This is a genomic window from Clostridium sp. 2218st1_F5_2218SCRN_220325 (assembly GCF_039062665.1).
Classification (GTDB): Bacteria; Bacillota; Clostridia; order Peptostreptococcales; family Peptostreptococcaceae; genus Intestinibacter.
The window spans coordinates 59855-75380 of record NZ_JBCLNH010000006.1 but is presented as its reverse complement, the minus strand read 5'-3'; the positions used below and the strand labels follow the sequence as shown (position 1 = coordinate 75380).

Genomic DNA, 15526 nt, shown 5'->3' with positions numbered 1-15526 from the left:
TCACCTCTCTTAAAACATTAAAGCCTGCATATAGCAAGCTTTAATTTTATATATTTTTAAAAATTTATTTTCTTGTTTAAAATATATTATAATATTTCTTTGAATAAATTCAAAACATTTTTATAGAATATATGTTCTACTTCATCTTCCGTAAATCCTTCTTTTTTTATCTTTTCCGCTAAAATTTGCATTTTTGATGCATTTTCAATTTCTACTTTACAATCTATTCCGTCAAAGTCACTTCCTAATCCTATAACTTCTATTCCACCTATATTTTTAATATGTTTTAAGTGTTTTATCATGTCGTCTAATTTTGATAAGTCGCTAAACTTTGTATTTTCATTTAAAAAGTTAGAATAAAAATTAAGACCCATAACTCCGCCTCTGTCTGCTAGTTTTTTTATCATATCATCGGTCATGTTGCGACGGTGATTACAAATGCTCCTTGCATTTGAATGACTTGCAACAAATGGCTTTTTAGTATTATTTAAAATATCATAAAATCCAGCATCTGATAAATGAGATACATCTATAATAATACCTAGATTCTCCATTTCTTCTATAAATTCAAATCCTCTGTCTTTTAATCCTCTATCACAAACTAATTTATTGTTTATTATTTCATTTGGGAATCCAAGCTCATTTTCATAATTCCAAGTTAAAGTCATCATCCTAACACCCAGTCTATAAAAATTTCTAAGAATACCTAAATCACCTTTACAGCAAGCCCCTTCTTCTATAGATAAAAGCGCACTCATTTTATTTTGCTCTATATTTTTTAATATATCATCATAGCTCAAAACTATCCCTATATCTTGTGAATTTGCTTTTATTTCGTCGTGAAAAAGATCAATAGTTCTCAAACAGTTTACTAGTGTATCGCCCTCGGCCATATTTGTAAATGCTGCAAATACTTGTAACATATAATCTCCTTGTTTCATTTTCTCTATATCAACACTAAAACCATTCTTTTTTAAATTAACATATCTATTTTCATCTCGATTATCTAAAATCGCCTTCATTGTATCACAATGCATATCTATAACCTTCATATTAAGCCTCCAAAACTTTATAATATATTTTTTATTTATCATAATCTTCTTGTGATAATAAATTATTATTATTAATTATCTAAAATGATATAAAATCATAAAATAAATCTCAACTAAACTATTAATTTATAGTTTCAATATTATAATTATATATTAAACTCTATTATTGAACTTATATCAAATTATAAATCAATATAATTTTCTTATAAAAAAAAGACTTCTCATATTATAAGAAGTCTTTTTTTGTACATAAATTATTTTTTTGTTTAATCGAAATTATTTTCTCTTTTATAAATCTTACCCTTGAACCTAATAATACTAAAAATATATTAAGCATTATTAAAACAACTGTATAACTAAGTGTTATATTCTCAAAAAAATCATTTATAAGTGACATTGTTGGTATAAAATAGAATTCTACCATCCAAATTCCCCAATACGTATCAATTATATAATACGTATAAGTTGCAAAAAATAACAAAAATAGTCCAACTCCGCACCCCAAAATTCCACTCATCAAAGATTCTTTTATACTTAATTTATATCTATAACCTATATAAAAACTATAAATAAGGAATATTTCCAAAAATATATATCCAATTAAATTGCTTATTTGACTATAAGGAATTAACTTAAAATAAAAAAATGACAATATACATATAATTAAACTGCCAAAAAATAATTTTCCTCCGTATTTAATTATTCTCTCCATAAAGTCACCTCTAATCCCTTTATTTTATTATATTCACAAAATAAAGGGATTGTGACTCTTTTATTAATAAATATATGTTATTTTAAGTTTATAAATACGTTATATTAAATTATAAATACAGCTACTATTGTAGTAACAGCAAATCCTATTAATATAGGTTTTAAGTTTCTCTTTGCAAGTTCTATTGGGCTTACACCACATATTGCTGCTGCTGAAATTAATCCCCAAGGAACTAAACATCCTCCACCAGTCCATATACCTGCAATTTGACCTAATGCACATAAAGCTCCTACGCTACCGTTTACAGCTGTACCAAATACGTTAGCTAAAGAACCTACTAATGATATACCTGAGAATCCAGATCCATCAAGACCTGTTATTGCACCTACTACTGTCTGTATACTACAAACTGCAAATTTGTTAAGTGGTATTGTATTTGATAATGCTACACCCATATCAGATAATAAACCTTGTGAGCCACTTGGCAATACTTCACCTAATACAGCAGTTATTGGCGCAACTTCACCCATATAGAAGAATGCTGCTATAGGAATTATTGCTGCAAATATCTTAATACCAAATACAAATCCTTCTATAATATTATCACATGTTTGTTCAAAACATTTTTTATTAAAATTCATTATATTAATTATTATTATAAGAAGTACAGCAGTTCCACCTAATAATGCAGCTGCATCTCCACCTGTTAATTTGAATACATACATTGCTACTATATCTAAAGCAAATCCTATTAATACTAAAAATACAGCTATTTTTGCTTTTGGATTAAATTCTGTGATTTCTTCATGCTCTACAGCTTGTAATTCTAAATCAAATTTTCCTTTTTTGATATCTTTTCTAAGTCCATAAAAAGCTACACCTATTGTAACTATTGCCATAACCCAATACAAAGGCATACCTTCTTGAATTACTTGAGATATTTCAATCCCTGCAGCTCCTGCTGTTATAGCTGGTGCACCTTGAATTACAAAGTCAGTAGATAATGCTAAACCATGCCCAAATAGATTTAGCGCTACTGCCACACCTATAGCTGGAAGACCTGCATTTAAAGCAACTGGTAGGAAAACCGCTCCTACTAATGCTACTGCTGGTGTTGGCCAGAAAAACCAAGAAAGTAGTAACATAACTAAACCTGTTACAAAGAATGCTGATGTAGGATTCTTTATAAATCGTGAAAAAGGTTTAACCATATAATTTATGGCTTTATTTGTTTCCAGTGTTTTTGACAACGCAACCATAATAGATATAATCAAAATTATGGAACCGAGTTCATTTAAAGACACAATAAATGAATTAAATACTGCTCCTAACGATCCTGCAATATTATGCGTATAAAACAATCCTAGACAAAAGATTCCTAGGATACACGGAATTATAACATCCTTTTTCATAATCATAGTTACAAGGACTATAACCATGAATAAAATATAAATATAATGCGCTCCTGTTAATGTCATATACTTTATTCTCCTTTTCAATTTTTAGATAATAGTATTATATGATTGTGTTAAATTTTGGTTACATTGATATAACATATGAAAATAAGCACATTTCTTAATTTATTAAGCATTTATGATAAATTATTTATTTAATTATAAATAACTGTATTTTTATAATTACTTTGCTACAACTTTATAATAAATTAAATTTTTGAGGATATATTAAAAATATATATTTAAATCTTTGGCCAAATTATGTATAATAATTTTTTATAATATATCGGAAGCGCTATATATTATTTAAGTTTAAAATAATATATATATACATTTTTTATTTTTTTGATATAATCAAGTATAATATAGTAAATATATACATAGGTTTTTTAAGTAAAAAATCCAATTTAGACTATTTCTCACTAAATTAATTAGTATTAGATGTTTAATAACATATTATAATAGTCTAATTATTACTATGAAAAAACTAAATAAAAAGGAAAGGAGTCTGTCAAAATTATATTTTTGACAATAAGATGATTTTATGAGGGAAGAATATCAATTAATACAGAAAAAAGAGATTCTTAGGTTTGCTCTTTTTCTAGGAGAATTAATGTTGACTAATGGTGTAGAAACATCTCGTGCGGAAGACAGTGTTTTAAGAGTTTGTACTTCTCGTGGATACAGACATATTAATGTATTTACAACTCCTACGTGTATAATAATTGCAGATGATAAGTTCGACGGATTGTCATTTATGAGAACTATAAAGCGTAGAAGTATCGACTTAAACAAAATAGACCTTTTAAATACTGTATCTAGAGATTTTGTTCAAAACCCTGAAATGACAACTGATGAAGCGATTAATAAACTTAAAAAAATAGCTACTTTACCTCCACCATATGGAATAATTTCTTTTTATGCGGGGACTGCAATTTCTTCTGCATGTTTCGCTTATTTAATAGGTGGTACAAGTATAGCAGATTTTTTACTTACATTAATAATCTCAGTTGTTGGAACTATTATATATAATGGAATAATGAAACTTAACTCTATGGCATTTATGGCTACATTAGTATCTTCATTTGCAATAGCTACGTTTGGGGTTGCTTTTTGTCAGATTGGAATTTTACATGACCCTAAAATGCTTATAGTAGGTTCTATAATGCCTCTACTTCCTGGAGTTGCTTTCGTAAAAGGACTTAGGGATTTAATATCTGGTGATTTAGTTTCTGGTGTTTCTCGTGTATTTGAAGCATTTTTAACAGCAGGAGCTATAGCTGTAGGAGTCGGTGTTGTACTTGATTTTTGGATTAAAATTGGAGGTTGATTAAATGACTATTAAAGATTTAATAATAAACTTTATATTTTCATTTGCAGTTACAGCAGGTTTTTCTATATTCTTTAATGCACCTAAAAAATCACTTATTCCATGTGGTATAGTAGGTGGTATAGGATGGTGTACTTATGTTGTTATGGCTAACTCAGAATATATTTCAAATGTATTTTCTATGGTTATAGCATCTGCTGTTGTTTCATTATTTAGTGAAATTTTAGCTCGTAAATTAAAATATCCAGCTATAAACTTTATAATACCTGGAATACTTCCACTTGTGCCTGGTCTTGGATTATATAATACTATGTATTCATTAGTTCAAAAAGATTATGCACTTGCTGTATCTACTGGAACGGATTCTCTATTTAAAAGTACTGGAATAGCAATCGGAATTCTTATAATTACATCTTTTACAAAAACTTATTATATACTTGTTAAAAAGATGCATTTAAAAAAACTTGAAGAAAAGTTAGAAAAATAGGGGTTTTGTGGCTGTGGTTTATTAATTACAGCTACAAAACCCCTTATATTTAAATTATTCTCACTACTATCGGAATATAATCTCTGCTCTCTCTATATTTTTTATCGTTTTTTCTTAGATAAAGATAGCTTAAAAATGTACATAATAATCCACATAGTCCACTTAATAATTCTATTGGACCGTTAAAGTTTATATTATTAAGTACAAAAAAGCATATAGCTGTCCCTGCAATTAAAAATACTAGTGGCAACATATATGCCAACATAGTTGCTTTCATTACTTTTACACTATCCATACTAACTTCTACGTGATCCCCTACTTTTGCTCCAATTTGATTGTCGACTTCTACTATTAAATCTTGACTTTCTGAAGTTAATTTTGCACATTTACCACATGAAGCACATGCAGAATGTCTTTGCATACGCATTTTAGCAGTTTTATCATCTACTATTTCAACTATAAACCCCTGTTGATTCATAATAGCCCCCCCTATTTTGTGAATTTTTTTATTGTATCCATTAATTCCTTAATTGCCGCTTCACTTTCTTCTTCATTTCCATATTTTATATCATTAGAAACACAGCCCTTAATATGGTTTTCTAGTATCATTGTGCCTACATTATCTATAGCAGATCTAATTGCTGATATTTGAACTAATATATCTACACAATATCTATCATCTTCTACCATTTTTTGAATTCCTTTTACTTGTCCTTCAATTCTCTTAAGCCTTCTATTTAGTGCAGCTTTGTCATTTCCTTTAGCCAATTTTTTTTCACTCATTATTTAACACCTCTTATTAGTGATATATATTATTATATCATTAAAAAAGTGTAAATTTAACTCCTAAAAATTATTCATTTTCATATTTCAAAAAATGGTTTATTATATATTTTTTATTATTTTAAAATCTTACTAATATGTTTAACTTTAAATATCTAAGTTACTAAATATTACACTTTCTTTTTATTAAATTTATCCAATAAAATAAGACTCACAAATTGAATTAATGTTCTTTTATTATTCACAAAAAAAGAACCATTTTCTTCGGTCCCAAAAAAATCTATAATATGTATATTGTCTATTTTCCGCGCGATTATAAATAACCCATATTACAGTATTTCTCTCCCTCCGAAAGAGCATGTATCATTTTAGGCAGGTCTCCTGGCTTGAAATCATCCTACTTGCTTCTCCTTCCCGATTTAACAGTGGAGGTTAAGTTCTCCAAAACCTTAAGCTTTCGTCATTCTTACAGTAGCGGGGGCTGCTGTGGCTTTTCACCACATTCCCTTTTAAGTATTGTTTTAAATACACCTTGAACAATATTCAATTCGTGAATCTTATTCAAAAAATCTATACAACAATGTGTATACTTAATTATATCCTTATTTTACAATTTTTTCAATAAATTATAATACTTTATGATATGCTATTTTATTATACAATATTTAAATAAATTTATTTTAATCATCTTTATCAGCGCTTATATTTTCCATATATTCAAATAGTGTTATATTGTGTGTACTCTCATTTATATCTATTAAATTTGATAAAGTTACACCTACTAAACGTATTTGTAGATTATTACACTGTATATTTCTAAATAGATTGTATATATTTTTTCTTATATCTTTATGTGAGTTTATTCCGTATTCTAGACTTGTACTGCGCGTTATTTGTGTAAAATCCTCAAACTTCATCTTAAGTGTTACTGTTTTGCCTAATTTATTTAAATACATAATTCTATTGCTTACATCTAGACATAATTCATCTAATATATTTACAAGTTCTTCTTCATCTAATCTGTAATTGTGGTCTAGTGTTGTTTCTGAACCTACAGATTTACGTTCTCTATATGGTTCAACAGGTCTATTATCTATTCCTCTCGCAAAATTATAATAAATATATCCTCTGCTTTTAAACAATTTTTCTAATTCATATAAACTAAGTTGTCTAAGATCGTATCCATTATTTATTCCCATAAGTTTTAGTGTTTTAGCAGTTACCTTTCCAATACCAAAAAACTTTTGTATTTGTAATTTATCTAAAAAATCTTGAGCATTATCTGGGGTTATTACTGTAAATCCATTTGGTTTATTATAGTCAGATGCTAATTTAGCCAGAAATTTGTTGTATGAAATACCCGCAGAAGCAGTAAGTCCTGTCTCCATTAAGATATCTCTTTTTATAAACTTTGCAATAGTTGTAGCATATTTTATAGGTATTTTGGGATTAGTCACATCTAAGAAAGCTTCGTCTAATGATAACGGCTCTACTAAATCTGTATACCTATGAAATATATCTCTTATTTGGTTTGATACTTGTCTATAAGTATTAAATCTAGGTCTTACAAAAACGGCATAGGGGCATCTTTTTTGAGCTATTTTTGATGGCATTGCGGAATGAATCCCGTATCTTCTAGCTTCATAAGAACAAGTCGCCACTACTCCTCTACTGTTTGGGCTTCCTCCTACTATAACTGGTTTCCCTTTTAAATTTGGATTGTCCCTTTGTTCTACAGATGCAAAAAAGGCATCCATATCTATATGTATTATTTTCCTAATTTGCTCCATTTAAATCACCTTTTTTATAGTTTTTAATTTATTATAAGTTAAAATATTTCTCTTATTGTTTATATCTATTATTCCTCTTCATATGATTATTTTTTGTTATATATATTGAAATCATAATAAAAATAATATAAAATTAAATTATCCAGGGAATTAAGAATTCCTTACTCATAACCAAATTATTTTATTTACTTTATTGTAAAAAGACCGTTTCATTAAATAGGTCTTTTCTTTTTGTGAAATTATATAAGGGAGACTAAAAAATAGTTATTTCTATTTTTAAGACTCCCTTTTTTGTTTCTTATATTATAATAATTTTACTATCTTTTTATAAATTTGCTATAGTATTTTTGAATATTATTATAAATTTCATAAGGCTCCATTTCAAGTTCATCTAAAGTAAGTACAACATCTCCTATACGTTCGTTGACTTTACCTTTAAATTTAACTTTTCTTTTATCGTTTTCATCTTTACGGTATTTAATACCTAAGTAATATGTATCGTATTTTTTCTTTGGAATTATACATATATACACTTCACTTATTTTTTCCCATTTAATAAGACCTTTACCTCTTATAGCTTTTTCTTTTATACCATCTTGATTGATAACAAGAGATGCTTTTGGAAAACATAAGCTATATAAAAAATAAAGTGATACACATGCACAAAATGCTACTAACCCTATTCCAAGTTCACGTGTAATCCAGTTAAATTTCATCATTACTAGATATACTAATGCAACTATTGCAAAAACTACTAAATATGAAACTTTCTTGCTGTTAGATGGGGTGATGCTTATTTCCTTATTGTTCATATTTTCCCTCCCAAATTTAAATTCACTGTTAAGTATATCAAATATTTTTATAATTGTCTTTATATGTTTTAATATATAACCTCGAATAAAGTTTCTAGTATATTTTTATTTACTTTTAGCAAGTTGTTTTTCTAAATAGAAATTATCTATTTCTTTTATTATTTCAGTATTGCCTTTATTAAAAACTCTTTTCTTATATTTTACATCTTTATTTATGCTTTTTAAATTAAGTAAAAATTTATTTCCCTCTTTTATTTTTATATAGTCTACTAAATCATTTAAGTATCTAAATTTAATAGTATAGTAATTGTCTGTTCCATTTATTTGTATATTCATATTGTAATATTCATAATTAAAAATACAGTTATCTACTACAGTTTCTTTGATTTCGTCTATTGTATCTTTCAAATAATTTATGGAATCCATTACGTTGTCTAAGTCTATATTTATATCTCTGCAGATAAGCAATTCAGCAACAGGATATTTTTCTAAATTAATTGATCCAGTATTATCATATATATTGTTTGCTATTCTTATATTGTCCTCGTCGTTTATTTCTGCTAAATTTAATTTTTTTATGATTGACTCCATTTTTGTAAAAATAATACTCTCTAGATCTTCACATTTTACAAAGTCACCATTTTCTAAAATTTTATTATGTAAGTTTTCAAGGTCTGGTAAATCTTTTACATCACAAATATCATTTAAAAGATTTTCTTCTAAGTTTTGAATTTTCTTTTGTATACATATTTCAAAATATACATATGCTTTATCATTGAAGTAGTCTTCATTTTCTCTTAGAAATTGTTCTAATTCTTTTAGGCTATAACTTTTTTCTTTGTTTTCTAATATATCTATAAATTTATCGCTACAATATTCTTTTAAAAGTTCCCTATTTCCTTGATATTTTAGATGACTTTGCTCAATTGTATGTTCTAAATCCGATATATTTTCAGTCTTCAGTTCTTTTATATTTTGCTCTAAAGATATTTTCTCATCTTTTTCAGAATTATCTTCTAAAACTTCAAGTTCGCTATATTCTTTTTGTATCTCACTTATTATTTTATTTTTGAACTTTTCAAAATTTTTCCCATGAAAATCTATTATTTCATTCTTTTTAATTTCTAGTTGTAATTCGTTTACTAAATCTTCTTTATTATATTTTGCTTTAAATAGAGGTAGTATATTTTCGCTCCACCATCTGCCTATATACTCTACATCTAAATCAATTTTTACTTTACATTTATCTTTATAATCTATTCTAAGTATATCTTCAAAAAGTAGTAGTTTGTATAAATCTCCTGATGGTGAAATATAATCTAGTGTTTTATTTTCGCTTTTAGATAAAATATATTCTAAGTATGAAGAAAATTTTAGATTATCTAATTGCTCATTTATTGTACCTAGCATTTTATTAAGTAATTCGCTATTTAAAGCATGTGGATTTATTATATTGTAAATCCAATTATTCATTTTACTTATATCATCTTCATTTTTCCATAGTGTCTGCTCTATGCAAATATTATATAAATCATTTAGATTTAAAGCTATTTGATTTTCACTTTTAACTTCTTTATTAGATATAATTTTCTTTTTTATCTCTTTAAAGAATTTAGTCTTTTTAATATCATCTAAACTTACAATATAATCTACAATAAATTTACTTTCATAACTGTACTTTTCTTTTTCTTTAGATAAATCCATATTATATACATCTACTACTACGTCATCTTTGCTATTTAAATCGTATTTTTCTACTATGTTAAATTTTTCATTTCTTCTTTTTAATTTAACCGTGACATTTTTGTTATCATCATTATAACCAACTAATATTTTTCTAATAAATGATGGTGTATTTTTGTTTATTATTTTTAAAATTTCTTCACAAATATGTTTATTATTTTCTACATCACTAATTACTATGTATATCTTTTTTGATAAATCTCCATAATTATCAAATATACTATATAGTATATTTTTTAGATTTTCTCTTTGTATTTGTTTTTTATCCATATTAATAACCTTCTTTTATTTATATTTCAATTTTGAAAATTACACATAAACCCTAATTCTGTCTTCTACTTAAATTATATTGTTAATTTATAAATTTTCCAACCTAAAAACACCAATCTTTGACACTTTTCATATTAATTTTTCCATTTATTGATAATTAAAAACTTACTGTGATATAATTTTATTAAAGTTGTAGCCGAAATTATTTTTGTTATAACTAATATAAAAGACCAAACTGATTCAGAGGTTATTCCGAGGAAAAAGTATAAGGTTTCAAAATATTTTTTAATATCCTTGCTTTTTGCAAGGTAATTTTATTTTAAGGGGGAAATTTAGATGAGCTTAAACTCTACACCTTCTGCAGAACGTGTGCATATAGGTATATTTGGGAAACGTAATGCTGGAAAATCAAGTGTAATAAATGCAATAACAGATCAAGATTTAGCAATAGTATCTGATGTAAAAGGTACAACTACTGACCCTGTTTCAAAGGCTATGGAACTGTTGCCTTTAGGTCCTGTAATGATAATTGATACTCCTGGTCTTGATGATACTGGGGAACTTGGTAAAATGCGTGTTAAAAAAAGTTATCAAGTTTTAAATAAAACCGATATAGGCATATTAGTTGTCGATGGATTAATCGGGGTAACTCCACAAGACAACGCTTTAATAGAAAAATTTAAAGAAAAGAAAATTCCGTATATAGTAGTAATGAATAAATTAGACTTAGTAAAAGAAAAAAATATAGACTTACCTCTAGAAGACTCTCCTAATACTATGTGGGTCAGCTCTATAACAAAAGAAAATATATATGAATTAAAAGAACTTATAGCCAAACAAGCACCTTCAGATGAATCAAAATTTCAAATTGTAGGCGATTTATTAGACCCTTCTGATTTTGTAGTCCTTGTAGTCCCTATAGATAAAGCCGCTCCAAAAGGAAGATTGATACTTCCTCAACAACAAACAATAAGAGATATATTAGAATCAGATGCAACTGCAATTGTTGTAAAAGAATATGAACTTAGAGATACTTTAGCTAGCTTAGGTAAAAAACCTAAAATAGTAATAACTGATTCTCAAGTTTTTGCTAAAGTTTCAGCAGATACTCCAAAAGATATTTTATTAACTTCCTTTTCAATTCTATTTGCCAGATATAAAGGCGATTTAGAAGAATTAGTAAAAGGTGCAAAAGCCATAGAAAGTTTAAACGATGGTGATACTGTTTTACTTTCTGAAGGATGTACACACCATAGACAATGTGATGATATCGGTCGTGTAAAAATACCGAGATGGATAATGCAACATTGTGGTAAAAGACTTAATTTTGAATTTTCAAGTGGCGTAGAATTCCCATACGATTTATCAAAGTACAAGATGATAGTTCACTGTGGTGGATGTACTCTAAATGCTAGAGAGATGAAATATAGAATAAAATGTGCACAAGATCAAAATATTCCTATAACTAATTATGGTATTTTAATAGCATATATGCAGGGAATTTTACACAGAACAGTAGAAGCCTTTCCTCATGTATCTTACTTATTAGAAGAACAGGAGTGATTTTATGGACAATATTACAATAAATCAAACTGACAAAACAAATAATAATCCTAAAAAAAGAATTGAAAAAGATAAGTTAGGGACAGTAAGTATTGATAAAGACCTACTTTATGGAATTCAAACTGCCCGTGCTTTTGAAAATTTTAATATAAGCAATTCAAAAGTAAGAAAAGAACTTATTTATGCTATGGTAACTGTTAAAAAAGCTGCTGCTATGGCAAATGAAAAAGTTAAAACATTAGATAAAGAAAGAGCAAATGCAATAGTTGAAGCATGTAATGCAATTTTATCTGGAAAGTATGATGAAAATTTTATAACTAATGCCCTTCAAGGTGGTGCTGGAACTTCCACTAATATGAATGTAAATGAAGTTATAGCTAACTTAGCATTAAAAATTTTTGGGAAAGAACCTGGCGATTACGATTATATTCATCCTTTAGACCATGTAAATATGGGGCAATCTACAAATGATGTGTATCCAACAGCTTTAAGGATTGCATGTATTAACTTAGTTAGAGCTCTTAGTGATGAATGTAGTAAGTTGCAAGAAGCACTACAAAGAAAAGAAAATGAATTTGAATTTGTAGTTAAACTAGGACGTACTGAAATGATGGATGCCCTTCCCATAACTTTAGGACAAGAATTTGGAGCATATGCTCAGGCAATTGCTAGAGATAGGTGGCGAATTTATAAAGTTGAAGAAAGATTAAGACAAGTAAACTTAGGTGGAACTGCTATAGGCACAGGAAGTAATGCAAATAGATTATATACTTTTAGAGTTATTGAAATAATTAGAGATTTAACAGGAATTGGACTTGCAAAATCTGAATATCCTATAGATTTAACTCAAAACAATGATGTATTTGTTGAAGTATCAGGACTTTTAAAATCATTAGCGGTAAATATTATGAAAATATCTACAGATTTACGCATAATGAACTCAAAACCATTTAATGAAATACATCTTGCTGATATGCAAGCCGGAAGTACGATTATGCCCGGTAAAGTAAATCCTGTAATTCCAGAAATGGTAACACAAGTAGCAATAAAAGTCATGGCAAATGACATTGCAATCAGTATGTGTGCAGCGAACGGTAATTTTGAATTAAATGCATTTATGCCTTTAATTGCAGATAGTATACTTGAAAGTTTAACATTGCTTACAGAAACATTAAAAATATTTAGAACAAAATGTATTAATACTATTACTGCCAATGAGGAAAATTGCAAAAAACATCTAGATAATTCAATCGTTCTTCTCGCAACTGCATTAGTTCCTTACATAGGTTATGATATGGCTTGCGAAATTGTATCTAAAAGCAATAATGATCCTAAAAAGGTAAAAGAAATCGTCTTAGAAAGAGGATTATTAGATAAAAATAAATTAGATGAAATCTTAAATTACAACCATTCTATAACTTATTTATAAGATTCACTGCGTTCATATCGCCAACGACTTCGTCCGTTGCTCAAAGATTCACTGCAGCCATTCGCGGTCGACTTTGTTCATTCTTTAGATTTACTTTTATATATTATAAAAAGAGAGTGTAGCAGTTTAACACTACTACACTCTCTCAACAAAAATATATCACAAATATTAACTTACATTTATAATATAATTTTTTATGAAAAATACATTGACTTTTCTATAAAAAAATTATACAATAATATTCCACCTCAAAAATTTGAGGTCTTTAAAATACTTAATACTTACACAAAATACTTACACAAAAAATTATACGAATAAAAATAATTTATAGCCTTCTATCTACGATAGAAGGCTCATTTTCTATATATAAAAATTTATCTACAATTTATTTTCCTATCAAATACAATTTACACATAGTATAAATTTTGAGAAGGGTAAACTGCTTCACAAGTCACATCTATACCTAATTTTCTAAATGTTTGTTCATCATCTTTGCTAAGCATAGTAGTTGAATGAGCTTGTGCTCCTTCTAATTTTACTAATTGATCCATAGCCATTTGAGCTGCTGGATTTGTAACTGCACATATTGAAAGTGCTGTTAATACTTCTTCTAAGCTTAATGAAACTTGTCTACTTCCTAAAGTATCAGTTTTTAATTTTATGATTGGTTCTAATATAACTGGTGATATTAATAACATATCATCTGGAATATTAGCTAGAACTTTTACTGCATTTAATACTGCTGCTGCACTAGCTCCCATTAATTCTGAGCTTCTTCCTGTTATTATATTTCCATCATTTAATTCTAATGCTACTACTGTGCATAATTCATCTTTTTCTCCAGCTGCTTTTAATTTTTCGCTATATTCTCTAGCTGGTATAACAACTTTTCTATCTTCAGGTTTTAAGTTTGATTTTTCCATTATTAAAGACATAGTTTCATATGAACTTTTATTTACTTCACCTTTTTTGTATTCACAACCAGTTTTAAAGTATCTTCTTATTATTTCTTGTCTTGATGCTTCGCTTACTGCTTCATCATCATATATTCCGAATCCTACTCTATTAACACCCATATCTGTTGGTGATTGGAATATTGACTCTTCTCCTGTTATTTTTTCTATTATCTTTTTAAGAACAGGGAATAACTCTAAATCTCTGTTGTAGTTTGTAGCTTTTACTCCATATCTATCTAAATGGAATGAATCTATCATATTTACGTCTTTTAAATCTACAGTTGCAGCTTCATATGCTACGTTTACTGGATGATTTAAATGAAGATTCCAAACTGGGAATGTTTCGAATTTTGAATATCCTACAGAATTTCCTCTTTTATGTTCATGATATAATTGGCTTAAACAAGTTCCTAATTTACCACTGTTTGGTCCTGGAGCTGTAACAACAACTATTGGTTTAGTAGTTTCTATATATGGGTTTGCACCATATCCTTCATCACTAACTATTGTATCTACATCAGATGGATACCCTTTAGTTGGAGCATGTTTGTAAACTTTTATACCACGACGCTCTAATTTATTTATAAATACTGTAGTTGCAGGTTGTCCTTCATATCTTGTTATAACTACACTGTTTACATCTAATTCATAAGTTCTTAAATCATCTATTAATCTTAGAACTTCCATATCGTAAGTTATACCGAAATCGCCTCTTTTTTTGTTTCTTTCGATATCTCCAGCATAAACACAGATTACAACCTCTAATTGATCTTTGATATGTTGTAATACTTTTATCTTAGCATTTTCATCAAATCCAGGTAAAACCCTCTTTGCATGTAAATCTCCGATAAGTTTTCCACCAAACTCTATGTAAAGTTTGTCGAAATTATTAACTCTTTCTAATATATATTTAGATTGTTGTTCTAAATATTTTTTTGCATCAAAACCTTGTTTCATACTTTAACACCTCTCTAATTTTCCGTCTTTAAAATAAATTTCCTACACATAAAAAAATTATATTCGCCCTATGGACAAATACTAAAAAAATACTAATTACACAAATACTTATTTATCACTAAGGTTATATTATACAATCCAGTTAAAATTATTTCAAGATTTTATTTTAATAAAATTTAAATTCAAAA

The 15526-nt window shown here is 27.5% G+C and carries 13 protein-coding genes and 1 riboswitch; of the genes, 4 read left to right on the top strand and 9 right to left on the bottom strand.

The genetic code is table 11. The annotated features are described in order from the left end of the window. Positions 1–86: 86 nt before the first annotated feature. The 3 genes from ABCM86_RS05365 to ABCM86_RS05355 form a co-directional block, all read right to left on the bottom strand. Complete coding sequence (locus tag ABCM86_RS05365) at positions 87–1052, bottom strand: dipeptidase (protein ID WP_195931845.1); 966 nt, start codon at positions 1050–1052, stop codon at positions 87–89. Positions 1053–1278: 226 nt separating this feature from the next. Next, a complete protein-coding gene (locus ABCM86_RS05360) occupies positions 1279–1764 on the bottom strand; it encodes a hypothetical protein (RefSeq protein WP_295675677.1) in 486 nt (161 codons plus the stop codon). A 104-nt stretch (positions 1765–1868) separates the two neighbouring features. Beyond that, complete coding sequence (locus ABCM86_RS05355; protein WP_195931898.1) at positions 1869–3242, bottom strand: hypothetical protein; 1374 nt, start codon at positions 3240–3242, stop codon at positions 1869–1871. A gap of 520 nt (positions 3243–3762) precedes the next feature. Between ABCM86_RS05355 and ABCM86_RS05350 the strand changes: the two genes are divergently transcribed. Beyond that, the gene (locus tag ABCM86_RS05350; RefSeq protein WP_195931867.1) at positions 3763–4548 is read left to right on the top strand and encodes a threonine/serine exporter family protein; all 786 of its coding nucleotides are present in this window, start codon (positions 3763–3765) and stop codon (positions 4546–4548) included. 4 nt (positions 4549–4552) lie between these two features. Then, on the top strand, positions 4553–5035 hold the full coding sequence (locus tag ABCM86_RS05345) for a threonine/serine exporter family protein (protein ID WP_195931866.1): 483 nt from the start codon (positions 4553–4555) through the stop codon (positions 5033–5035). A 49-nt stretch (positions 5036–5084) separates the two neighbouring features. Here ABCM86_RS05345 and ABCM86_RS05340 read toward each other — a convergent pair whose 3' ends face one another. The 5 genes from ABCM86_RS05340 to ABCM86_RS05320 all read right to left on the bottom strand — a co-directional run bounded on the left by ABCM86_RS05340 (position 5085) and on the right by ABCM86_RS05320 (position 10433). Continuing rightward, a complete protein-coding gene (locus tag ABCM86_RS05340; protein ID WP_195931865.1) occupies positions 5085–5513 on the bottom strand; it encodes a SoxR reducing system RseC family protein in 429 nt (142 codons plus the stop codon). Between the two features lie 11 nt (positions 5514–5524). Continuing rightward, complete coding sequence (locus tag ABCM86_RS05335) at positions 5525–5818, bottom strand: metal-sensitive transcriptional regulator (protein ID WP_195931864.1); 294 nt, start codon at positions 5816–5818, stop codon at positions 5525–5527. A gap of 353 nt (positions 5819–6171) precedes the next feature. Then, positions 6172–6368, bottom strand: a riboswitch (cobalamin riboswitch). A gap of 130 nt (positions 6369–6498) precedes the next feature. Continuing rightward, positions 6499–7608 carry a DNA polymerase IV gene (dinB, locus tag ABCM86_RS05330; protein ID WP_343003657.1) on the bottom strand — a complete coding sequence of 370 codons (1110 nt, stop codon included), beginning with the start codon at positions 7606–7608 and terminating at the stop codon, positions 6499–6501. Positions 7609–7925: 317 nt separating this feature from the next. Next, entirely contained in the window at positions 7926–8420 is a 495-nt protein-coding gene (locus tag ABCM86_RS05325) for a hypothetical protein (protein ID WP_343003656.1), read from the bottom strand. A 105-nt stretch (positions 8421–8525) separates the two neighbouring features. Beyond that, a complete protein-coding gene (locus ABCM86_RS05320) occupies positions 8526–10433 on the bottom strand; it encodes a hypothetical protein (protein WP_343003655.1) in 1908 nt (635 codons plus the stop codon). A gap of 336 nt (positions 10434–10769) precedes the next feature. On the opposite strand from ABCM86_RS05320, the gene hydF reads away from it, so the two are divergent. Next, positions 10770–11996, top strand: coding sequence for a [FeFe] hydrogenase H-cluster maturation GTPase HydF (hydF, locus tag ABCM86_RS05315; RefSeq protein ID WP_195929579.1), 1227 nt, complete (start codon positions 10770–10772; stop codon positions 11994–11996). Positions 11997–12000: 4 nt separating this feature from the next. Continuing rightward, the gene (locus tag ABCM86_RS05310; protein WP_343003654.1) at positions 12001–13425 is read left to right on the top strand and encodes an aspartate ammonia-lyase; all 1425 of its coding nucleotides are present in this window, start codon (positions 12001–12003) and stop codon (positions 13423–13425) included. Between the two features lie 407 nt (positions 13426–13832). Here the strand turns inward: ABCM86_RS05310 and ABCM86_RS05305 are convergent, their stop codons facing one another. Then, positions 13833–15338 carry a DUF1846 domain-containing protein gene (locus ABCM86_RS05305; RefSeq protein WP_195929581.1) on the bottom strand — a complete coding sequence of 502 codons (1506 nt, stop codon included), beginning with the start codon at positions 15336–15338 and terminating at the stop codon, positions 13833–13835. Between the last annotated feature and the right edge of the window lie 188 nt (positions 15339–15526).